Annotated in this window: 20 protein-coding genes and 2 tRNA genes; 18 read left to right on the forward strand and 4 right to left on the reverse strand. The window is 62.0% G+C overall.

What is annotated here, in order from left to right; genetic code table 11:
* Nucleotides 1-12 precede the first annotated feature (12 nt).
* Nucleotides 13-1,125 carry a PfkB family carbohydrate kinase gene (locus tag ACOYJL_RS07255; protein WP_433569551.1) on the reverse strand — a complete coding sequence of 371 codons (1,113 nt, stop codon included), beginning with the start codon at nucleotides 1,123-1,125 and terminating at the stop codon, nucleotides 13-15.
* A 235-nt stretch (nucleotides 1,126-1,360) separates the two neighbouring features.
* Between ACOYJL_RS07255 and ACOYJL_RS07260 the strand changes: the two genes are divergently transcribed.
* From ACOYJL_RS07260 to ACOYJL_RS07295, 8 genes are all read left to right on the forward strand, one after another.
* A complete protein-coding gene (locus tag ACOYJL_RS07260) occupies nucleotides 1,361-2,551 on the forward strand; it encodes a phosphopentomutase (RefSeq protein ID WP_433569552.1) in 1,191 nt (396 codons plus the stop codon).
* A gap of 3 nt (nucleotides 2,552-2,554) precedes the next feature.
* On the forward strand, nucleotides 2,555-3,277 hold the full coding sequence (gene deoD / locus ACOYJL_RS07265; protein WP_433569553.1) for a purine-nucleoside phosphorylase: 723 nt from the start codon (nucleotides 2,555-2,557) through the stop codon (nucleotides 3,275-3,277).
* A gap of 108 nt (nucleotides 3,278-3,385) precedes the next feature.
* A complete protein-coding gene (locus ACOYJL_RS07270; protein ID WP_433569554.1) occupies nucleotides 3,386-4,477 on the forward strand; it encodes a BMP family lipoprotein in 1,092 nt (363 codons plus the stop codon).
* A 111-nt stretch (nucleotides 4,478-4,588) separates the two neighbouring features.
* Complete coding sequence (locus ACOYJL_RS07275) at nucleotides 4,589-6,118, forward strand: ABC transporter ATP-binding protein (protein ID WP_433569555.1); 1,530 nt, start codon at nucleotides 4,589-4,591, stop codon at nucleotides 6,116-6,118.
* 23 nt (nucleotides 6,119-6,141) lie between these two features.
* Complete coding sequence (locus ACOYJL_RS07280) at nucleotides 6,142-7,443, forward strand: ABC transporter permease (protein ID WP_433569586.1); 1,302 nt, start codon at nucleotides 6,142-6,144, stop codon at nucleotides 7,441-7,443.
* Nucleotides 7,433-8,353: an ABC transporter permease gene (locus ACOYJL_RS07285; protein WP_433569556.1), complete on the forward strand. Its 921-nt coding sequence runs from the start codon at nucleotides 7,433-7,435 to the stop codon at nucleotides 8,351-8,353. The genes ACOYJL_RS07280 and ACOYJL_RS07285 overlap by 11 nt, the downstream gene beginning before the upstream one ends.
* 61 nt (nucleotides 8,354-8,414) lie before the next feature.
* On the forward strand, nucleotides 8,415-8,864 hold the full coding sequence (locus ACOYJL_RS07290; RefSeq protein ID WP_433569587.1) for a cytidine deaminase: 450 nt from the start codon (nucleotides 8,415-8,417) through the stop codon (nucleotides 8,862-8,864).
* The gene (locus ACOYJL_RS07295) at nucleotides 8,861-10,186 is read left to right on the forward strand and encodes a pyrimidine-nucleoside phosphorylase (RefSeq protein ID WP_433569557.1); all 1,326 of its coding nucleotides are present in this window, start codon (nucleotides 8,861-8,863) and stop codon (nucleotides 10,184-10,186) included. Before ACOYJL_RS07290 ends, ACOYJL_RS07295 begins: the two co-directional genes overlap by 4 nt.
* A gap of 107 nt (nucleotides 10,187-10,293) precedes the next feature.
* Here the strand turns inward: ACOYJL_RS07295 and ACOYJL_RS07300 are convergent, their stop codons facing one another.
* Nucleotides 10,294-11,844 carry a Mur ligase family protein gene (locus ACOYJL_RS07300; RefSeq protein WP_433569558.1) on the reverse strand — a complete coding sequence of 517 codons (1,551 nt, stop codon included), beginning with the start codon at nucleotides 11,842-11,844 and terminating at the stop codon, nucleotides 10,294-10,296.
* 132 nt (nucleotides 11,845-11,976) lie between these two features.
* On the opposite strand from ACOYJL_RS07300, the gene ACOYJL_RS07305 reads away from it, so the two are divergent.
* The 4 genes from ACOYJL_RS07305 to nagB all read left to right on the forward strand — a co-directional run bounded on the left by ACOYJL_RS07305 (nucleotide 11,977) and on the right by nagB (nucleotide 14,404).
* Nucleotides 11,977-12,052 (forward strand) — tRNA-Val (locus ACOYJL_RS07305).
* Between the two features lie 61 nt (nucleotides 12,053-12,113).
* Nucleotides 12,114-12,851 carry a ribonuclease PH gene (rph, locus tag ACOYJL_RS07310; RefSeq protein WP_433569559.1) on the forward strand — a complete coding sequence of 246 codons (738 nt, stop codon included), beginning with the start codon at nucleotides 12,114-12,116 and terminating at the stop codon, nucleotides 12,849-12,851.
* Between the two features lie 25 nt (nucleotides 12,852-12,876).
* Nucleotides 12,877-13,500 carry an RdgB/HAM1 family non-canonical purine NTP pyrophosphatase gene (gene rdgB, locus ACOYJL_RS07315; protein ID WP_433569560.1) on the forward strand — a complete coding sequence of 208 codons (624 nt, stop codon included), beginning with the start codon at nucleotides 12,877-12,879 and terminating at the stop codon, nucleotides 13,498-13,500.
* Between the two features lie 166 nt (nucleotides 13,501-13,666).
* Entirely contained in the window at nucleotides 13,667-14,404 is a 738-nt protein-coding gene (nagB, locus tag ACOYJL_RS07320) for a glucosamine-6-phosphate deaminase (protein ID WP_433569561.1), read from the forward strand.
* 94 nt (nucleotides 14,405-14,498) lie between these two features.
* Here the strand turns inward: nagB and ACOYJL_RS07325 are convergent, their stop codons facing one another.
* Nucleotides 14,499-15,575 (reverse strand): M24 family metallopeptidase, encoded by a 1,077-nt coding sequence (locus ACOYJL_RS07325; RefSeq protein WP_433569562.1) that lies wholly within the window; start codon nucleotides 15,573-15,575, stop codon nucleotides 14,499-14,501.
* A gap of 232 nt (nucleotides 15,576-15,807) precedes the next feature.
* Here ACOYJL_RS07325 and ACOYJL_RS07330 point away from each other — a divergent pair, with 232 nt between their 5' ends.
* From ACOYJL_RS07330 to ACOYJL_RS07340, 3 genes are all read left to right on the forward strand, one after another.
* Nucleotides 15,808-16,110 (forward strand): Veg family protein, encoded by a 303-nt coding sequence (locus tag ACOYJL_RS07330; RefSeq protein ID WP_433569563.1) that lies wholly within the window; start codon nucleotides 15,808-15,810, stop codon nucleotides 16,108-16,110.
* A 54-nt stretch (nucleotides 16,111-16,164) separates the two neighbouring features.
* Nucleotides 16,165-17,010 carry a 4-(cytidine 5'-diphospho)-2-C-methyl-D-erythritol kinase gene (locus ACOYJL_RS07335; RefSeq protein WP_433569564.1) on the forward strand — a complete coding sequence of 282 codons (846 nt, stop codon included), beginning with the start codon at nucleotides 16,165-16,167 and terminating at the stop codon, nucleotides 17,008-17,010.
* A gap of 15 nt (nucleotides 17,011-17,025) precedes the next feature.
* Nucleotides 17,026-17,102, forward strand: a tRNA-Pro gene (locus ACOYJL_RS07340).
* 711 nt (nucleotides 17,103-17,813) lie between these two features.
* Here the strand turns inward: ACOYJL_RS07340 and ACOYJL_RS07345 are convergent.
* Nucleotides 17,814-18,107, reverse strand: coding sequence for a hypothetical protein (locus tag ACOYJL_RS07345; protein ID WP_433569589.1), 294 nt, complete (start codon nucleotides 18,105-18,107; stop codon nucleotides 17,814-17,816).
* Between ACOYJL_RS07345 and ACOYJL_RS07350 the strand changes: the two genes are divergently transcribed.
* The 3 genes from ACOYJL_RS07350 (at nucleotide 18,024) to ACOYJL_RS07360 (ending at nucleotide 22,035) form a co-directional block, all read left to right on the forward strand.
* Complete coding sequence (locus ACOYJL_RS07350; RefSeq protein WP_433569565.1) at nucleotides 18,024-18,389, forward strand: hypothetical protein; 366 nt, start codon at nucleotides 18,024-18,026, stop codon at nucleotides 18,387-18,389. The genes ACOYJL_RS07345 and ACOYJL_RS07350 overlap by 84 nt on opposite strands.
* 203 nt (nucleotides 18,390-18,592) lie before the next feature.
* Complete coding sequence (locus ACOYJL_RS07355; RefSeq protein WP_433569566.1) at nucleotides 18,593-19,969, forward strand: Sau3AI family type II restriction endonuclease; 1,377 nt, start codon at nucleotides 18,593-18,595, stop codon at nucleotides 19,967-19,969.
* Nucleotides 19,970-20,019: 50 nt separating this feature from the next.
* Nucleotides 20,020-22,035, forward strand: coding sequence for a DUF262 domain-containing protein (locus ACOYJL_RS07360; protein WP_433569567.1), 2,016 nt, complete (start codon nucleotides 20,020-20,022; stop codon nucleotides 22,033-22,035).
* Nucleotides 22,036-22,091 lie beyond the last annotated feature (56 nt).

Consider the following 22,091-nt stretch of genomic DNA (forward strand, 5'->3'; position numbering starts at 1 on the left):
TGTTGCAAGGCGCTACCAGGCAAAGCCTCCCTCGAGCTTGCGCGCGCCTTCCATCAGCGCGCGCACCCTCTGTGCGCTGAGGTCGGGATTGACGGTCTGGGCGCTCTCGGTGCTGATTGCGGCTGCGGCAAGCCCTGCGGCGCAAGTCCCCAGCCGCGTCTCTCCTTGCAGATAGGCCCACGTCACGGCTGCCATCATTGTGTCGCCCGCGCCGGTCGTCGAGACCACCTTCGCATCAATTATCGGCATGCGGAGCTCTCCCTCGCGGTCCGCGCAATAGAGCCCTCGCGCTCCAAGCGTCACAATCACGCGCGTAAGGCCCGTGTCGAGCATGCGCGAAGCGGCCTCGGAGAGGCTTGCGTCATCTACGATGGGCATGTCCGCAAGCACCTGCGCCTCAAGCAGGTTCGCCTTGACCGTATGGAAGTGTCCGAGAAGCCCCCTTAGCTTGCCCGCCTTCGTGGTGGCAACGGGGTCGCAAAAGAGGGGAACCTCTACGTTCTCCGCGATGAAGCGCAGGCTCTCCTCAGAGACATTCGCGTCGACGAAGCATGCCGCTGCATGCGAGATCAAGTCGAGCCGGCTCTCGAGTACGGCAGGGGTGAGGGCCCCAAGCATCTCCATGTCTGCAATGGCAAGGGACATGTCTCCCAGCTCGTCCATGATGAACAGGCAGGTAGACGTGGGCGCTCCGGGCACGGTGATGGAATGGTTTACATCTATTCCCAGCTGCCGGCATTGCTCTGAGAGCTCCTTGGCTCGGACATCGTCTCCGAATGCGGTTATGAGCTTGACGTCGCTTCCGAGCAGGGCGAGGTTATGCGCCACGTTTCGCGCCGTTCCTCCAGCAGAGACGTTTACCGTTCCGGGCAAGGTGTCATGCTGCGAGAGCGCGCGCGAGGGCTTGCCGGAAACGTCCATGTTCGTGCCGCCAATCACCACCACATAAGGCCTGTCGGCAAGCACATACTGCCTGCCGAGAATTGCTCCCTTTCGCGTGAGATTCGAGATGTGCACGGCGACCGACGATCGGGAGATGCCGGCCTTTTGCGCAATCTCCTGTTGGGATATTGACGGGTTCTGGCGAATCCATTCAAGAATTTGCCGCTCTCGTTCTGTGAGCATGCCTGTCTACCTCCCGCTTTTCAGAGTCGCTCGCTCCCCAAGCACCCTATGGATGATTCTATTTCGGGGACTGCCCAGTAGAATAAATCAATGTTTAGTATTTCTAAACAATTGCCGTTCATCGAATTGTACGTACCGATTGACCCCATTACGGCAATTGTTCCCCCGCTGTCATGGATACTGTGCTCGAAGTTCAGAGATTCTGGGTCGCCGCTTGCGACCGAAGGGAGCCCACATGGGAAGGCGCGTTTTCTTGATCGTTCTCGACAGCTTCGGCATTGGGGCAGAGCCCGATGCCGCCGAGTGGGGAGACGAGGGCAGCAACACCCTCTGCGCCTGCGCCACCACGGGCGAGCTCCACGTTCCCAACATGGCCTCGCTTGGTCTTTTCAACATCGAGGGAGCGCTTGAGTCTCCCTATGACGTCTCTCTGGCGCCCGTTGACTCTCCCAAGGGCGCATTTGCGCGCTTGCAGGAGGCGTCTGCTGGCAAGGACACCACGGTTGGTCACTGGGAGATGGCCGGCGTCATCTCGCCGCACCGATTCCCCACCTATCCCGACGGCTTCCCCGCCGAGGTGATTGACGAGTTCTCTCGCCAGACGGGTCGTGGCGTGCTCTGCAACAAGCCCTACTCGGGAACGCAAGTAATCCAGGACTACGGCCGCGAGCACCTCAAGACCGGCGACCTCATCGTCTATACCTCCGCGGATTCCGTCTTCCAGATTGCCGCCCACGAGGACATCGTGCCCCCCGAGAAGCTCTATGACTATTGCCGGATCGCTCGCCGCATCCTGACGGGCAAGCATGGAGTGGCACGCGTGATTGCTCGCCCGTTCACGGGGGAGTGGCCGCACTTTGTGCGCACCCCGCGCCGCCATGACTTCTCGCTCGAGCCCACCGGAAAGACGATGCTTGATGTGCTCTGCGAGCAGGGCAAAGACGTCCTTTCCATCGGCAAGATCTATGACATCTTTGCCCATCGCGGCATGACCGACCACGTGTTTACCTCGGGCAACGCCGAGGGCATCGAGCGCACCGTCGAGGCAACGAGCCGCGACTTCGAGGGGCTGTGCTTCACCAACCTCGTTGACTTCGACATGGTCTATGGCCACAGAAACGACGCCGTGGGATACGCTCGCGCGCTCAGCTACTTCGACGAGAACCTCCCCCGCATCATGGACGGGCTCCGCGAGGATGACTTGCTTATGATCTGCGCCGATCACGGCTGCGACCCCGTTACCCCCTCCACCGACCACTCTCGCGAGTACGTTCCTTGGCTGGTGGCTGGTCCTCGGGTGCGTGCCGGCGTCAACCTGGGCACTCGTCCCACCTTTGCCGACGTCTCGGCAACGGTGCTTGATTACCTTGGAGCGCCCGCGCTGGGCGTTGGAACTTCTCACGTCAGAGAGATTCTGGAGGCTTAGGAAATGTCAGTACCAACCCCACACAACGAAGCTATTGAGGGCCAGATTGCGCCGTTCGTGCTGATGCCCGGCGATCCCCTGCGCGCGAAGAAGCTTGCCGAGACGTACCTGACTGACGTCAAGCGCTTCAATGCAGTGCGCAACATGTTTGGCTATACGGGCACCTACCAGGGGCACGTCATGTCTGTGATGGGCTCGGGCATGGGCATGCCTTCCATCGGCATCTACTCCTACGAGCTCTTCAACTTCTATGGAGTGGAGTCAATCGTGCGCATTGGCACGGCTGGGGCCCTTTCGGAGCGCGCTAGGCTGCGCGACCTCGTGCTTGCTCAGGGCGCCTGCACCGACTCCAACTATGCGAACCAGTTCAACGCGCCGGGCACGCTGGCGCCAATCGCCGACTTCGGCCTTCTCCGCGGCGCCGCAGAGCAGGCCGAGCGCTTGGGATACCCCGTGCAGGTTGGCAACGTCGTCTCGTCCGATGCCTTCTACAATGATGACGAGACGGTCAATGGGCGCTGGGCCCGCATGGGCGCGCTGGCCGTTGAGATGGAGTCTGCGGCCCTGTATCTTAACGCTATGCGCGCAGGCAAACGTGCGCTTACGATTCTGACGATTACCGACCAGCTTGTAACCGACGAGCACCTCTCGTCGGAAGAGCGCCAGGAGGGCCTCGTTCGCATGATGGAGGTGGCGCTCGGCCTTGCCGTCTCTCAGGACGCGTAAGGGCAACAGGCAACATGGGGCTGGAGACCCCTGTTGATAGAACGTACGGAAGAGCAATGGATTGGCGTGCTCCGTCCAGAGGGGGCGGGCAAACGAAAGGGGAACAAAATGCCAGATCAGAGCAGTCTCTCTCGTCGCGGCTTTCTGAGGGGTGTCGCGGGGGCGTGCGCGCTCGGTGCGGCGGGCACCCTCGTCGGCTGCGGAGGATCGTCCTCGGACGAGTCCACCGACAGCTCGGACAGCTCGGACAGCTCCACGGCTAGCTACAAGGTCGAGATGGTCACCGATACCGGCGGCGTCAACGACCAGTCGTTCAACCAGCTCTCTTGGGCAGGTCTGCAGCAGCTTCAGGAAGAGGAGGGCTGGGAGGTCAGCTACCTCGAGTCTTCGCAGGAGTCTGACTACGCCACCAACCTCGACAAGGCTGTCGACGATGGCTCTGACCTCGTCTGGGGCATCGGCTTTGCCATGGCCGACGCCGTGGGCAACGCCGCAAAGGTGAACCCCGACGTCCAGTTCGCCATCGTGGACAACGCCAACCCCACCGGCGCGTCCAACATCACGGGCCTCACGTTCCGCGCGCAGGAGTCCTCCTTCCTCGTCGGCTACATTGCGGCATGCGTGACCTCCTCTGGCACGGTTGGCCACGTCCTTGGCATCGAGAGCGACGCGCTGCGCCTGTTCGAGTTTGGCTACAAGGCCGGCGTCGCCTACGCCAATAGCGTCAAGGGCACCAACGTCCAGGTCCTCACCCAGTACGCCGAGAGCTTCAGCGACTCGGCTCTGGGCAGCTCCATCACGCAGAGCATGATCTCCGAGGGCGCCGACATCGTCTTCCACTCTGCTGGCGGCACCGGCGTCGGCGTGATCAACGCCTGCAAGGACGCTGGCATCTATGCCATCGGCGTCGACATGGACCAGTCCTACCTTGCCGAGGGCACCGTGCTCACCTCCGCCCTCAAGAAGGTCGACGTGGCCATCGTCGATGTCTCCAAGCGCCTGCTTTCCGGCGAGCTCGAGGGCGGCTCCGACATCGAGCTTGGTCTGAGCGAGGACGCCGTGGGCATCCCCGAGGACTACTCAATCATGGGCGAGGACGTCTACAACGAGGCCATGGAGGTTGCTGACCAGATCAAGGATGGCACCATCGACGTTCCTGGCACTCAGGACGAGTACGACACCTACGTCGCGAGCCTCTAGTTTTGCTTGTCGAGGGGACGTCTGGCATGCAGCGGGGCGTCCCCTCTCTTTTTATTTCTGCCACGGCGGGAAGGGGCGGTCCCTCTCGCCCACAACTAAGGAGGTGGGTATATGGAGGTCAGTCCCGACTACGCCGTGCAGATGCATGGCATCACGAAGACGTTCGGCTCGTTCCGCGCGCTCGACGGCGTTGACCTCGATGTTCGCAAGCAGACGGTCCATGCAATCCTCGGTGAGAACGGCGCGGGCAAGAGCACGCTGATGAACGTGCTCTACGGTTTGTATCAGGCGGACGAGGGCGAAGTGTACCTTGGCGGCGAGAAGGTCAAGATGTCCAGCCCGCTTGACGCCATCGCCCATGGCGTCGGCATGGTCCACCAGCACTTCATGCTGGTTGAGAACTTCACGGTCACCGAGAACATCATCTTGGGAAACGAGGTCTGCGGAGCGGCTGGCGTGCTCGATATGCCACGCGCCAAGAAAGAGGTCGAGAAGATCGTCGAGGAGTATGGCTTCGACGTCGACCCTGATGCGAAGATCGAGGACATTACCGTTGGCATGCAGCAGCGCGTCGAGATTCTGAAGGCGCTGTACCGCGGCGCGGACACGCTGATTCTCGACGAGCCCACCGCTGTCCTTACCCCGCAGGAGATTGAGCAGCTCATCAATATCATGCATGCGCTGGTGGCCAAGGGCAAGACGATCATCATCATTACGCACAAGCTGCATGAGATTATGGAGTCCGCCGACGTCTGCACCATCATCAGGCGCGGAAAGTATATGGGAACCGTGAACGTCTCCGAGACCACTGAGGAGGAGCTTGCCTCCAAGATGGTCGGCCGTCACGTGAACCTTACCGTCGAGAAGTCCCCTGCAAAGCCCGGCGAGACCGTGCTGTCCGTGAAGGACCTGCACGTGAAGGACCGTCGTGGCATCGAGCAGGTCCGTGGGCTCAACCTTGACGTCAGGGCTGGCGAGATCGTCGGCATTGCCGGCATCGAGGGCAACGGTCAGGACGAGTTCGTTGACGCGCTCGATGGCCTTGTCAAGGTCGAGTCTGGAACAATCAGCGTGCGGGGAAACAACATCGAGAACACCACGCCTAGAAACGTCCTCGACCACAAGGTCGCGACGATTCCCGCCGACCGTCAGCGTCTGGGTCTCGTGCTTCCCTTCACGGTGGCGGAGAACTCGGTTCTCGAGCGCCATGGTGAGGAGACCTTTGGAAAGGGCGTCACGCTCGACGCCGCTAAGGTCCGCGACTTCGCCAACGGTCTGATTGAGGAATACGACATCCGTCCCGCTGACTGCGTGGACAGTCCCGCGGGTGGCCTTTCTGGCGGAAACCAGCAGAAGGTCATCATCGCTCGCGAGGTCTCGAGCCAGCCGGATCTGCTCGTGGCCGTCCAGCCCACCCGAGGGCTCGACGTTGGCGCCATCGAGTTCGTACACAAGGCGCTTATCCGCGAGCGCGACCGCGGTGCCGCCATCTTGCTCATCTCTCTTGAGCTCGACGAGGTCATGGACGTGGCTGACACCATCAAGGTCATCCATCACGGCCAGATTGTCGGAAGCTTCGAGCAGGGGACAGTGAGCGAGGAGAAGATTGGTCTTCTTATGGCTGGAGGTGGCGAGCAGTGAATGGCAGCAGTACCTTGGTCAAAGTGCTAAAGAAGCCCATTACCTCGGCAATCATCGCTATTCTCATCGGCTTTTTGATCGCGGCGATCGTTCTGGCGAGCGCTGGATACGACCCCGGCGCCTCGTTTTCAGCCCTTTTCTATGGAATGGTCGGGCGTCCGCGCTATATTGCAAACGTCGTAATCAAGGCAACTCCGCTTCTGTTCTGCGGCATTGCCGTCGCCTTCGCGTTCAAGGTTGGCCTGTTTAACATCGGCGCCGAGGGCCAGTACATCTTGGGCACCGTCGTGGCCACGGTGGTGGGCATCACGGTTAACCTGCCCGCTCCGCTCGAGATTCTCTTGGTCGTGGGCTCTGGCATGATCGCCGGTGCCCTTTCGGGAGCCCTCATTGGCTGGCTCAAGGCCAAGTTTGGCATCCACGAGGTCATCACCAGCATCATGTTTAACTGGATCAGCCTCTATCTTTGCAACTACGTCGTCTCGCTCGACGCCTTCCATGAGCCCAACACGACAGGCACCTATTCGATCAATGAATCTGGATACACGATGGTCCTGCCGCAGTGGAAGTTCTCCGACGAGGGCCTGGCCGCAATGGAGAACATGCCAATCCTACGCGACGTCCTTCTGAAGACCGACCTCAACTTTGGCATCGTTGTCGCCATCGTGTGCGCAATTCTCATCAGCTGGCTCCTCAAGCGCACCAAGATGGGCTACGAGATGCGTGCCTGCGGTCTCAACAAGGATGCTGCGCGCTTTGCAGGCATCAACGTCGAGCGCAACATCGTGCTGTGCATGCTGATCTCGGGCGCGCTGTGCGGCCTGGGCGGCGCCCTCACCATCACGGGCACCTCGCCCCATGGCATCTCGACGCTCGCAGCATTCGAGAACAACGGCTTCAACGGACTCTCTGTGGCCTTTATCGCCGGCTGCTCGTCGATTGGCTGCATCCCTGCGTCGCTTCTGTTCGCAGGCCTTATCTACGGCGGCCAGACGGTTCAGCAGACGCTGGGCGCCCCCTCAGAGATCATCGACATCATGATTGGCTCCATCGTGTTCTGCATGGCACTGGGCGGCGTGGTTCCTATGCTCGCCGAGCGCATTGAGCACAAGCGCGAGCAGCGCGCCGAGCAGGCTGCAAAGCTTGCCGCGCAGGCGACCGGCGGAGCTGGAACTGCGGCAACCATCAGCGCTCCCGAGGGCGAGACGGCATCTGAGCCCGTCGACAAGGGAAGCGCCAGCGGAAAGGCGGCTGGGCCAGAAGGCGATGAAGGCGGCCCTGAGGGGCCAAACAATACGAAGGGAGCTGATGACGATGCTCAGTAGGGTCATTCTCGCGCTCTCCATCACGCTTATGTACTCAACCCCGCTTGTCTTCGGCGCTTTGGGCGGCGTCATCTCCGAGCGCTCCGGCGTGACGAACATCGGTATCGAAGGCATGATGAACGTCGGCGCCTTCGCAGGCGTGGCCGGCAGCTTCGTGACCGGCAACCCCTGGATTGGCTTCTTGTGCGCTGGCCTTGCGGGCGGTCTCGTGGCGCTGCTGCATGCCGTCGCGTCGATCACCTTCACGGCCGACCAGACCATCTCCGGCGTCGCCATCAACCTTCTGGCGCCCGGAATCGCGCTGTTCGCCTGCCGCCGCATGTTCGACGGCGCGGCCATGTCTTCAATCGTGGCGACGCTCCCGCAGCTCGTCGATGGCACCACGCTCTTTGCGGGGACCCCGTTCTCCAACTTGAACATCGACGTGACGGTGCTCCTCGGCTTCATTGCCATGATCATCATGTGGTTTGTGCTCTATCGCACCAAGTGGGGCCTGCGCATTCGCTCCGTGGGCGAGCACCCCGAGGCAGCCGAGACCCTCGGCATTAGCGTCTATCGCACCCGCTATGTGTGCGTCATCCTCTCGGGCGTCCTTGCCGGCTTCGGCGGCGCCAGCATGACGCTGGCAATCATCTCGCAGTACACACAGACCGCCATCAGCGGTCAGGGCTTCATCGCGCTTGCCGCAGTCATCTTCGGCAAGTGGACCCCGCATGGCAGCTACCTTGCCTGCTTGCTCTTTGGCTTCACGCAGGCGCTCACGGTAATGCTTGGCGGAAGCTCGATCGTTCCTACGCAGATTCTCGCGATGCTGCCGTACGTGATGACCGTCATCGTGCTTGTTCTCTTTGTCGGACGCTCCGTTGCGCCTAAGGCTGATGGCGTCCCCTATGTCAAGGGCGGTCGCTAGTGTGACCTGGCCGGGCGCCTAGGCGCCCGGCTCGTTTGGAGGAAAGACATCATATATGGAAATATCTGACGAGCGTCTCGTCGAGCTCGCAATCGAGGCACGCGAGCATGCCTACGTGCCCTACTCGCACTTTGCTGTCGGGGCAGCCCTGCTCACTGCTGACGGAAGCGTGTATCAGGGGTGCAACATCGAGAATGCTGCCTATACGCCATCCAACTGCGCAGAGCGCACGGCCTTCTTCAAGGCCATCTATGATGGCGAGCGCAGCTTCAGCACGATCGCCGTGGTGGGCGGTCCTGAGGGCAAGCCCATCAGCGATTGGTGCGCCCCTTGCGGCGTCTGCCGCCAGGTGATGCGCGAGTTCTGCGATCCGGACAGCTTCCGCATCGTGCTTGCGCGCTCCACCGACGAGCGCCGCTCTCTGCTGCTGCGCGAGCTCTTGCCGGAGGGCTTCGGTCCCGAGGACCTCGGCCACCCCGCTCCTGCGGCCAAAGACGGTGGTGCCGCATGAGGATGTACGACATCATCGAGGCCAAGCGCGATGGCCGCGAGCTCACCGACGAGGAGATTGACTTCTTCGTGAAGGGCTATGTGGAGGGGAGCATTCCCGACTACCAGGCCGCCGCGTTCTGTATGGCCATCTACTATCGCGGCATGAGCGAGCGCGAGACCGCGCGCCTGACGCTCGACATGGCGCACTCTGGCGACATGGTAGACCTCTCCTCTATCCCCGGCGTCAAGGTGGACAAGCACTCCACAGGTGGCGTAGGGGACAAGACCACGCTGATCGTTGCCCCCATCGTTGCATCTCTGGGCGTCCGCGTTGCCAAGATGAGCGGGCGTGGCCTGGGGCACACGGGCGGCACGCTCGACAAGCTCGAGTCCATCCCCGGCTTCCAGACCGCCATCGACGAGTCGCGCTTCTTTGACATCGTGAGCACGGTGGGCTGCGCCGTGGCTGGTCAGACTGGCAACCTCGTGCCTGCCGACAAGAAGCTCTACGCCCTTCGCGACGTGACGGCGACGGTCGACTCCCTGCCGCTGATTGCCTCGAGCATCATGAGCAAGAAGATTGCCGCGGGCTCTGACAAGATCCTGCTCGACGTGAAGTGCGGCAGCGGCGCGTTCATGAAGACCCCCAAAGACGCCGTCGCGCTCGCGCAAGTGATGGTGAGGATTGGCGAGAACGTTGGCCGCACGACCGCCGCGCTCATCACCAACATGGACAGGCCGCTCGGTCACTGCATTGGCAATGCGCTCGAGGTTCAGGAGGCCGTTCGCACGCTTCAGGGCGAGGGCCCGGATGACCTGACCGATGTGTGCGTGGAGCTTGCCGCAGGCATGCTCGAGCTTGCTGGCGTGGGCGACGTCAGCGCCTGCCGCTCCGCGGCGCGCGAGCAGATTGCGAATGGCAAGGGGCTCGACAAGTTCGCCGAGATGGTTGCGGCTCAGGGCGGAGACGCCCGCTACGTGCGCGACCCCAAGCTCTTCGGCACGGACTCCTGCGTGCGAGAAGTACGTGCGACAAGCTCGGGCTGGGTGCGTCGCATGGACACCGAGCGCGTGGGTATCGCCTCCGCCGTGCTCGGCGCCGGTCGCGAGCGCAAGGAAGACTCCATCGATCCGCTTGCGGGTATCGTGCTGGAGCGCAAGACGGGCGACGAGTTTATTGAGGGCGACCTTCTCGCCACGCTCTACTCGGCTGAGGAGTCGCGCCTGGACGACGCAGAGAAAATCCTTCGCGACGCGGTCGAGCTGGGAGACGAGCGCCCCGATCCGGAGCCGCTCATATACGCGCGAGTCACGCGCGATGGCGTCGAGCGCCTTTCGTAGGCGATTTGCGCCTCTTATAAGCATGAAAAGAGCGGGTCGAGAGCACATAAGCCTCTCGACCCGCTTTCATGTATGCGCGGCACTGCCCGGCGGATGGTGTGGGGGAGCTACGAAAGCGGATGGCCCTCATGCCAGGCGTTGGCAGCCTCCTGGAAGATCTCTCCATCGGTGCGGCAGGGGACAAAGGCGTTGCCCTCGTGCTGGCGGGTCTCGTCGCCCTTGGCAAGAAGGCAGAGCACCGCGGGTCCTTCACCGGTAAAGCCAAGCTCCACGGCGCGACGTATGGCCTTCTCGCGGTCTAGGATCACCTCAAAGCTGGTGCCCTTGGGCGTCGCGTCGGCCATCTGCTGGCAGATTTCCTCAACGGGGTCGTTTGCCGGGTCTTCCTCGGTATAGATGATGTGGTCAGCGTATTGCGACGCCACCTCGGGAAGCTCTGTGCGGCGCTCGTAGGCCTTTCCCCCGGGCGCGCCAAAGACGGCGATGATGCGGCAGCCGGGGAACTCCTGCTTGATTGAGGGGAAGAAGCGCTGGTAGGACAGCTTGTTGTGCGCGTAGTCCACGATGGCGGTGACCTTGGGGTCGGGGCTCTCGAGAAGCTCCATGCGACCGGGGACGCGCGCTGCGGCCAGCGCGGGGACGATTTGCTCGCTCGAGATGCCAAGCACCTCGCAGATGGCGATGGCGGCAAGCGCGTTGTCCACGTTGAAAAGGCCGGGCATGCCAATCTTGACGGGACCTTCCCAGCTGGGCGTATGCGCGGTGAACGAGACGGTCCCATAGGAGCTTGCAATGCCGTCGGCCCACACGTCCGCCTTCTTGCCGCTTGCCGAGAAGGTCACGGTGCGCTCGCAGCGAGAGGCGCGCCCAAGGATCTGCTCGACGTCGTCGGAGTCGAGGTTCACAACAGCAACGCGCGCCTGGTCAAAGATGCGCAGCTTGCTCTCGAAGTAGTCCTCGAAGTTGGGATGCTCGACTGGCGAGATGTGGTCGCGCCCGATGTTCAAGAAGCAGGCAACGGCAAGGTCCAGCCCGAGCACGCGGTCGTACTTGAGGGCCTGGCTGGAGACCTCCATGTCCACGTAGGCAAGCCCGCTCTCGCGAGCGTTGGCAAGGTGCCGCCAGAGGTCGGGGGACTCGGGCGTGGTATTGTGGCTCTCCTCGTCGATGAGGCCGTCGTAGGTGTCGATGGACCCGATGACCGCGGCGCGGCTCTTGGGGCGTCCGGCGTCGAGGATTGCGCGCAGCATATAGCTGACCGTCGACTTGCCCTTGGTCCCCGTGATTCCGATGACCGTGAGGTCTTGGTCGGGGTGGCCCCAGCCCTCTGCCGAGGCATGGGCCATGGCAAGGCGAAGCGTGCCCGCGTCCTTTGCCACGAGCGCTGGGGCTCCGTCGGCAACAGCCGCGAGCTCGTCTTTCCGCGACGCGTCGCATAGGTATGCGACGCAGCCCGCGTCAAGCGCAGAGCGCAAAAACGCCGGCTTGAAGGCCGCCCCCTTGCACACGAAGAGGTGCCCGGGCGCCGCGACTCGCGAGTCGCAGTCGACCCCGCACACGACGGTTTCGCCGTTTTCGGCCGTTACGTTGGAAGTGCCTGCAAGCAAGCCCTTTTGGTCCAAAAGCTGGGCAAGCGAGGCGATGGTTGTTGTATTCATGCGCCTCAGTATAGCAGCCGACCCTGTGGCGCCTGGGCACAGGAAAGATCCCACACGCTTCTGGCGAGAAAACCCGCATCAGCGCCGTGGCGCGGCCGCGCTTGGCGGTCGTGTGATAAACTCTCCACGTCTGGGCGATTGGCGCAGTGGCTAGCGCAGGTGCCTTACACGCACAAGGTCGGCGGTTCGAACCCGTCATCGCCCACCATGCAAAGCCGCGGCCGGCTGGGAAGTTCCCGGCCGGCCGCTTTTTTAGTTTGGAGGAACCCATGGCAGGCGAGCAGAACCCAGAGAGAAGCTTCGGGCGCGCGGCAAACCAGATGCGTCCCGTCAAGCTCACGCGCGGCGTGATGAAGAACGCAGACGGCTCCTGCTTCGCGGAGTTTGGCGACACGCACGTGCTTTGCTCGGCAACCATCGAGGAAGGCGTCCCCAAGTGGCGCTCGGGGCAGCGCCTGGGATGGGTGACCGCCGAGTACGCGATGCTTCCGGCATCAACAAACCGCAGGTCGGCACGAGAGTACAAGGGGCGCAAGGGTCGCTCGATGGAGATTGAGCGCCTTGTGGGAAGGAGCCTTCGCGCCGTCGTTGACATGCGCCGGCTGGGCGAGCTTACCGTGACCATTGACTGCGACGTTATCCAGGCCGACGGCGGCACGCGCACCGCCTCGGTTACCGGAGGATGGGTGGCGCTCTACGATGCGCTCTGGAAGTGGGTCGAAGCCGATAGGCTGAGCCGCCTCCCCATAACGGGGCAGGTGGCTGCCGTGTCGATGGGCGTCGTGGGCGGAAGGCCCTTGCTCGACCTTGACTATCCCGAGGACAGCCACGCAGACGTAGACCTCAACCTTGTGGGCACCGCCGACGGCCGCATCGTCGAGGTTCAGGGCACAGGCGAGCACGACACCTTTGACCGCGAGCAGCTGAACGAGCTTCTCGACCTGGGTCAGGCGGGAATCGAGCGCCTTGTCGCCATCCAGCGCGAGGCGACGGGCTATTCTGCGTAGATACATGCGAATAGGAGCTAGTGACATGCAACAGATTCAGATGAGCGAGCTTGACCCCGCGTCCACCGTAGTCGTGGCCACGGGAAACCCTCATAAGGTGACCGAGATCGAGGCCATCTTGGGGCCGCGCATGCCGGGGGTGCGCTTTGTTGCAATAGGCCAGCTGGGAGACTTTCCCGACCCCGAGGAAGACGGCGACACCTTTGAGGCAAACGCCCTGATAAAAGCACGCGCCGCGCTTGACGAGACGGGCTTTGCGGCCGTCGCGGACGACTCCGGCCTTGTGGTTGACGCCCTTGGCGGCGAGCCTGGCGTCTACAGCGCGCGCTGGGCTGGTGCCCATGGCGACGACAAGGCCAACAACGACAAGCTCATCCGCAAGATGGTGGACGTCCCAGACGAGAAGCGTACGGCTCACTTCCACTCGACCGTCGTGCTTGTGCGCGCTGACGGGACGGTGCTTGTGGGCAACGGCCGCTGCGAGGGCTCCATCGGCCATGAGCCCCGTGGCACAAACGGCTTTGGCTACGACCCGCTCTTCTGGCCAAACGACACCCCCGGCAAGACCATGGCAGAGCTCACGCCCGACGAGAAGAACCGTATATCCCATCGTTTCCATGCGCTCGAAGATCTTGCTGCGCAACTCTAGCAAGTTTGTGGCATGCTGAAAGGGTCGGCATTGCGCCGAACGCCGTGGACGGGCAGGGGCCTCGACGCGGTCGTTATTGTCTCTGCGTCTTCGCGTCCTCGCCCTGGTGGACGCGAGCGTTCGGCAGGACATGCCCCGCGTGGCGCTGCCGAGAGAGGAGCGTCTCATGAAGATCATCCGCACCAAGGACTACAAGGATATGAGCCGCAAGGCGGCAAACATCATCTCTGCCCAGGTGATCCTCAAGCCTGACAGCGTGCTTGGCCTTGCCACGGGCTCCACGCCCATCGGCACCTACAGCCAGCTCGCGGAGTGGAACCAGAAGGGCGACTGCGACTTCTCGCACGTCTCCACCTACAACCTGGACGAGTACCGCGGCCTTACGCACTCCGACCCGCAGAGCTACCACTACTTCATGCGCGTGAACTTCTTCGACAAGATCAACATCGACCTCGCCAATACCCACGTGCCCGACGGCGCAAACCCCGACGCCCAGGCCGCCTGCTCGCACTATGACCAGATCGTGCGCGAGGCCGGCTATCCCGACCTGCAGCTTCTTGGCATCGGTCGCAACGGTCACATCGGCTTCAACGAGCCCGACGACCACTTCTCCAAGGGCACGCACTGCGTCGACCTCACCGAGAGCACCATCGAGGCCAACAGCCGCCTGTTCGAGAAGAAGGAGGACGTCCCGCGCCAGGCCTACACCATGGGCGTCCAGACCATCATGTACGCCCGCATGGTGCTGATCCTTGCCTCCGGTCCCGAGAAGGCTCAGGCCGTCTACGACATGTGCTACGGTCCCATCGCCCCCAGCTGCCCCGCTTCCATCCTGCAGCTGCACCAGAACTGCATCGTGATGGCCGACGAGGCCGCGCTCTCAAAGTGCCCTGCCGCCGAGTAGCCTCTCGAGCCAACCGATAACAATAACGGCGCCGCTCGCGTTGCGCGGGCGGCGCCGTTTCTTTGCGCGCATTTCTGCGGCGCGCAACGCGTGGCTAGCCCAGGACTGTGAGCTCCTTGGGGTAGGAGTTGAGCACCTCGCAGCCATCCTCGGTCACAATCACCAGGTCCTCGATGCGCACGCCCACGTCGCCCGGCAGATAGATGCCCGGCTCGATGGAGAAGCACTGACCCGGCTTTACCGGCTCGTCGTGCGTGGACGAGACGTCGCCCGGCTCGTGGTCCTCAAGGCCAATCTGATGGCCAAGGCGGTGGTTGAAGTAGGGGCCCCAGCCGGCGTCCTCGATGATCTTGCGCGCGGTGCGGTCAATCTCGGCAAACGTGACGCCGGGCCTCACGATGGCCTCGGCGGCCTCGTTTGCGCGGCGGACGCACTCGTAGACGGCGCGCTGGTGCTCGCTCGGCTCGCCGAAGAAGAACGAGCGCGTCATGTCCGAGCAGTACGCGTCCTGGCGGCAGCCCACGTCAAAGAGCACGACGTCCCCACGCTTGAGGACGGTGCCGTCGGGGGAGTGGTGCGGGTCGGCGGCGTTCGCGCCAAAGCTCACGATGGGGGTAAACGAGTGGTCCTGCGCGCCGAGCGACTTGTACACGTCGAGAAGCCCGCCCGCAATCTCTTCCTCCGTGACGCCATCGTGCACCTGGGCCGCGAGCCATTCCATGGCCTTGTCGTTGGTTCGGGAGGCCTGGCGCATGAGCTCCTGCTCCTGCGGGGTCTTCACCGAGCGGGCATCGTCGACGGCGAACGACCCAAGCACGAAGGACGAGGCGGCCTTCTTCTGCTGGAGAGGCACAAGCCAGCGAGCGGCGAGCGTCTTGTCAACGCCCAAGGGCTTGGCAGCGTCGCAGACCTCCGCCACCAGTGGCACCGGGTCGTCGGTGTCGTCAAACACGCGCACGTCAGGGCAGAAGCCGGACGCATCGGGAAAGAGCCTGTTTGCAAAGAGCACCGCGCGACCGTCGGTGCTCAGGTACAGCGCAAAGAAGCGCTCGTAGGGCTGCGTGTAGTATCCGCTCAGATAAAAAATTGACATAGGGTCTGAGACGAGCAGCTGGTCGATGCCGCCCTTCTCCATGTTCTTGAGAACGCTCGATACTTTGTCCTCGTTCATCTGCACCCTCCCCGGGGATTGCGACTTTTTTCCCATACTAGCGCGCGGGCACGTCTGCTGCCTTGGAGTTCACCTTTCAGCAAACTAGCGGTTCCTTTCGGAAAAATGTGCTTGATTCAATGTACTTGTTGTGCTTTCCTTAATAATTTTCAAATGCCACTGGTTTTGGGTCGTAACATAGGCTGCTGTGAAATGGAAGCAGTTTGCCCTTTTTGGGCTTTGGGGGAAATAAATGGAGAACGACATCCCGCCCGTCAACCGCGTTGACCGCATTCGCGATGAGCTCAAGTCGCTTGAGGGCCAGCGCGTGAGGGTGCGTGCAAACATGGGGCGCTCGCGCATCATCGAGCGCACGGGGACCCTTGTGCATGCCCATCCCTCACTCTTCGTGATTGAGATTGAGGAGCGTCGCGGTCGCACCACACGTCAGTCGTATCAGTATGTCGACGTCCTTACTGGCACGGTCGAGCTTTACGATACCGACACCGGAGAGCGCCTGCTCGATTTTTCCACGGACGAAGAGGAAGACTTATAGAAAGGCCCTGGGATGTGCGCGTCCCGTCGACAGATGGTCAGTGCGCCCTGTAAGGTGAATCTTCACCTGGGCGTCTATCCGCAGAAGGACGAGCGTGGGTACCACCGCGTTGACTCGGTCATGATTCCGCTCGACCTTGCCAATACCATCGCAATCGAAGACGCTGACAGTCTCGTTGTGGCGTTTCATCCTGCGATTGACAACATGACGCACAGCGCCGCCGTGCGTGCTGCGACATTTTTGGCAAACGAGCTGGGAATTCGCCCAGACGTGCGGATTGACATCCAACGGCGCATCCCGGAGATGGGCGGCCTTGGCAGCTCGTCTGCCGATGCCGGCTGCATTCTGCGCGCGCTTGCCGAGCGATGGGGAATTGACCCGCTCGACCAGTGCGTCGTTGCCATTGCCAAGCGCATCGGGGCCGACGTTCCGTTTTGCCTGAATCCCGCCCCGGCCCTCTATACGGGCGCCGGCGACACCTTCGCCGAGCGCTTTCCCGACCTTGTCGGCGTGCCGATTGCGCTTGTGATGCCCGCAGGAAGCGGAAGCTCCACGCGAGAGGTCTACGGCGAGTTTGACCGCACGGCGCATGTCCCCGAAAGCCCCGAGCGCATGTGCGCAGCACTCCGCGCGGGCGACATAGCCGGCGTTGCGGCGAGCTTGTACAACAACCTTGCTCCCGCGGCCAAGCTCCTGCAGCCCTCCATCGCCATGGGCGAAAAGTGGCTCCTTTCGCAGCCCGGAGTCGTGGCAGGGCAAGTCACGGGGTCGGGCAGCTGCTCGTTTGCCATCTGCGAGAGCGCGGAGGCTGCTGAAAAAATCGAAGACTCTGCAAAAAATGAGCAAGGTTGGTGGGCAAAAGCCGTTTTGACGGTTGGTTTGGACGCCCGGTTCTGCTAAAGTATCCGGTGCTAACGGGACGTGGCTCAGCTTGGTAGAGCGCTCGGTTCGGGACCGAGAGGTCGCTGGTTCAAATCCAGTCGTCCCGACCACTTGAAACCACAGGTCAGAGGCTTAAGCCTCTGGCCTTTTTCTTTTGGTGTCCTATTTGGTGTCCTATTAGTGTCCTGTAAATGGCATCCGCCGTTTCCCCTGAGGTCCCTTGGTGTCCGATTCCACGGCCGATGCGACCTCGTCGGCGAACGGAAAGGGTCCGTAGTCCTTGACGCTCGGGCGACAAACTCATCTCCGTCCATACGCAAGGCTGCACCTACGTTGCCGAATACCCCACTTTTCAAAACGCTTAGCGAAATTCAGACGTGACTCTGCTGGCAGCTAACGACTTCAGCTACTGAATTTTTCTGTACTCCCGTGGGACGCACATAAGCCTGCGGAAGCTTGGGCTGCGACCCCGTCTCCCGGTCCCGTGGGGGCGCCCAAGGGGCAACCGAACGCTCAAGGTCTGCAGGGAGGCGATCGGGGAGGTCGAGGGAGCTCGTGGGACGCCCGTCCCGGCGGACAATTTGTCCCCCGAAGCCGACCTGGCGGACAGGATGTCCGAGGGCGCGAACATTTTGGCAGGGCAGACGGACAATCTGTCCGCCCCTCTATGGATAGACAGAGACTCATAGGACAGACCAGAGGAGAAGAGAAGAAGAGAGGGGAGGAGCATGGTCGCAGGAAGGGACCGAGGGGACGCAAGCGACCCAGGGGGGCAGGAATCCGTGCTCATCACGCCGGAGGAGGCCATCGCTCTCCGGGAACTACAGGAGCGGCGAGGAGCGCGGCAGCGCGCGCTGGGCGACGCCGGCGGAGGTGAGGGCCTTCTCCGACCGCACGGACCCCAGCGGGAACATCATCCTCACGCAGAACGTCTCCCTCACCATGAGCAGGGCGGACCACGACCCCAGGCTCGAGAGGAACCGCAACGTCCTCGTCATAGGGGGTCGGGTTCCGGCAAGACGCGCTCCCACGTGATCCCCAACGTCCTGCAGATGAACTCGAGCCTCCTCGTGACGGACCCCAAGGGGACGCTCGAGCGCGTGGTCACGGCTCAAGGTTGTCACCTCCGAGGGGCGCGGGGGATCCCCCGCAGAGGGACGGAGACGCGGGGGCGGGACGGCCTCGGGCGCGAGCCCGAGACCCAGACGACAGTCTGGTCGATGGGGGGGGAGGCGCCGGTGGCCGTCTTGGCCGTCGCGTCCGCGCTGTCCATCTTGGCCGCCGTAGGCGCACAAGATGGACTACTTGCTGCTTTGCCCTTTTGCTTTCACAACGAAGAAGTTGAATGGATGCAAAGCCACCTTTCACCGTCACGTCGAGCCATCTTGTCGAAATGATTCGCTCGGCGTTGGGCAGGGGTCCGACCTCTAAGAAGACGCTCTCCCGCAGTCGTCCCCGCTGGTGCAAGTTCGTCGGGCCGGTCGCCAAGTGCTGCAGCGATTCCGAGCAAGAGCAGCACGGACAGACTGGTAGCGTATTATCGCCAGTCCTGGAATACACAAATTGAAAGCAGCTGTATCGTTCTTTAAGGTGGAAGCGATTGGCGGGCGAAGAGAAGACAGCGCTCGGGGAGGCGATTGGGACGAGGCAGTACGACCCGGCAAATGTCGAATCGATAGTCGAGTACGCGCAGCGGCTCGTGGGGCACACGCTCCGCGAGAAGACCGACGCCCCCGAGCTGCAGGACCCTTACAGGCGCCGCGGCTCGTTCGGCAACGCGGTCGAGGAGTACTACTTCGAGTACAAGCCCAATAGCGACTCCGCCCCGGACTTCCCGGAGGCGGGGCTCGAGCTCAAGACGACCCCCATGAGGAGGGACTCGAGGGGGAGGCTCGTCGCGAAGGAGAGGCTCGTGATCACGATGATCGACTACATGTCGGTCGTGGGCGAGACCTTCGAGACGAGCCACCTCATGGACAAGGCGTCCTCCATCCTCCTCATCTCCTACCTCTGGGAGAGGGGGAGGGACCCGCTCGACTACAAGGTGATCCTGGCGGAGAGGTGGGGTCTCCCCGAGGAGGACATGGCGCAGCTCAGGCTGGACTGGGAGACCGTCGTCGGAAAGGTGAGGTCGGGCCACGCGGAGGACATCTCCGGCTCCGACACGCTCTACCTGGAGGCCTGCACCAAGGCGGCCGACTCGTCTGTCAGGCGCCCCCAGCCCTTCTCCGCCGTCCCTGCCAAGCCCCGCGCCTGGGCGCTCAAGGCGTCCTACATGACCGCCGTCGAGACGGGCCTGCTCGAGAGGCGGCAGAGGATCCGCCGCTCGGAGTCGGAGCGGGAGCTCGGCCTGCTCGAGCTCGTCCGCGCCAGGTTCCGCCCCTACCTCGGGCTGACCCAGGGCGAGCTGTACGCGAGGCTCGAGCTCGCGAGGCCTGGAGGGGCCCTCCCGAAGGACGCCGGCGCCCTGGTCACGAGGAAGGTGCTCGGCATCGACGACGGGAACGAGATCGAGGAGTTCGCCAAGGCTGGCATCAGGACCAAGACCATCCGGCTCCGGAGGAACGGGCGACCGAAGGAGGCGATATCGTTCCCGTCGTTCGACTACTTCGACCTCGAGGCGACCCCGTTCGAGGACTCGGACTTCTACGGCTACCTGCAACGGAGATGGCTCTTCGTCATCTACCGCGAGGTCGGCGACGGCGAGTTCCGACTCTCCGACGTGATGCTCTGGCAGATGCCCGACTCCGACATCCCGGAGGCGCGGCGCTGCTACGAGCAGATGCGAGAGTACGTGCGGGAGGGCCGAGCCGACGTGTCGGTCAAAGTTACGGAGAACCGCTGCTGCCACGTCAGGCCGCACGCGCGGAACTCCCGCGACACGAGGCCGCAGCCGCACGGGGAGCCGGTCGTGAAGAAGTCCTTCTGGCTGAACCAGGGATATATTGCCGATGAGATTAGGCGAACGAGACGATGAAACTGAAATAACCTATTTCGAAAGAGAAGACGAAGAAAGGCGGATGGGAAATGGCTAACGACAGCTCGGCGTTCCAGGCTGAGGGGAAGAATCTGGAACACCTGATGAGGGATGGTGCCTACTCAATACCCCTCTACCAGAGGCCATACGTGTGGAAGACCGAGCAGAACTCTCGACTATGGGAGGACGTCTGCGGCTGCTTCGAGAGCGGAACGAACCACTTTCTCGGTTCGCTGGTGCTGATGAACTACAAGCGGGATAAGACCTCCCAGCCAGGGCAAGCGGATGAGTTAAATGACCGTGCGGTCAAAGTCTATAGCGTCGTCGACGGCCAGCAGCGCCTAATGTCAATCACGCTGATGCTCGCGGCCGTATGCGCGGACATGTACAAGTACGAGGACATGTTCAAGAATCTTCCCGACGTCGACCAGCAGAACCTCGAAGATTGGGACGTTATAAAGGTAGAAATGATGAACTGCCTCGTCGTCAGGGAAGATCGGGACTACCACTCAAAGACGGGGAAAGGCCACATACCGAGGGTCATCCCTGGGCGCACGTCATATGAGGCATATAAGAGCGCGATGAACCGCGAGACGGATGGAATCGGGAAGAGGAGCAGGACGTCAAGAGCCTATCGCTACTACGAAAACGAGGTGCGGAAGCTGCGCGAGTGCGCCCTCCCGATAACCAAAGAATCGCAGCCGAACAGGGTTGGGGCATCGGCGGCAGAATTCCTCGGCTTCTACCAGAGACTGTACGTGGCCATTGCCCGCAGGATGATATTCGTGAGAATCGTATGCGCCGAGGAAGAGGACCCGTTCCAGGTATTCGAGTCTCTCAACGGAACGGGGCTGGACCTGACCTCGTCAGACCGTATAAAGAACCAGCTCATGGGCAAGGGGAGCACAGAGAACCCTCCCTTCACGATGAGCAACGTCTCCAGCGAGTGGGAGAATCTGCGGGAAAAGGTTCGGGGTCAAACTAAGAGGAGAGACGAGCCCAGCCGTGAAAGCGACCTGGACAAATTCTTTGGGGTCCTGCTGTTTGTGAAGCGCCACGAGAGGGTGTCGAGAAAGGACCTGCCCAAGGAGTTTGCGCATGCCTACTTCGATAGGGGCTGGGATGTGAGGAGAACCTTCCGAGACCTGCTCGCATCGGCGGACAACTACCGCGCGATAGTACGACAGGAGCCAATCGAACTGAGCTCCGGAAAGATGTGGAAGCCGGGGGAAGATCTCGCCGAGGTGCTTAACGGTATTCAAAGCAACAATCCGAAGCAGTCGCTGGTCCCATTGATGGCTGCGGCAGACGCGGTCGGTATAGAGAGCCGGGAGTTCGATCAAATCGCGAACGTGCTGCTGGTAATGCTGGTACGGCACAAGGTTTGCGAGAGGCCGGAGAACGAGCTGGACAAAGCATTCGGGGAATTCTGCGAAAGAATTTCGGAGGACACGGTCGACAGCGCGATATCACTCCTGAAGACGCATACGGTTGGGGACGAGGCTTTCCGCCGGGCGTTCTCAGAGCTTGAGTTCGATCCGGATAAGTCAAGCGAAATGGACAGGGCGAGGTACTATCTCACGTCAATCGAGAACTATCTCAGGAGACAAGACGATGGGAATGACAGGCTGAATACGGGGGAGACGCTGCCGGTCGAGCACATCATCCCACAGGACTTTATCCCGGAGGACTGGTTCGAGGGATATCCGGAGGAGGCTGCCAGGTTCAAGGGCGAATCGGGTGAGGACGACGAGGAGTATCGACAGGAATTCCTGACATCGACGATTCAGGGAATAGGAAATCTCTGCCTTCTGAGGAAGGCGGAGAACAGTAAGGCGAGCAACAAGAATTTCAAGAAGAAGCTCGAGGTCTACAGGACGCCTGCCAAAACCGGAGAGTCGCCTAGGGGGACCTTCAAGCTGGTTGATCAAATCGTCGAGAACAAGATGGTCATCGACGGTCAGGAGCGAGTCATCGTGGAAGAGGGGAAGACGTTCTCGACCGATGCGGTCCAACGCCGCGCCGAGGTCCTCGCTGATTATGCGCTAAAGATCTGGAAGAACTAAGGCGGGGAAACGGGGCCGGCCCAAAGTTCCGAATGGGCGACGGAGATAATTGTCTG

The sequence above is a fragment of the Tractidigestivibacter sp. genome, from assembly GCF_050946515.1.
In the GTDB taxonomy this organism is placed as follows: domain Bacteria; phylum Actinomycetota; class Coriobacteriia; order Coriobacteriales; family Atopobiaceae; genus Tractidigestivibacter.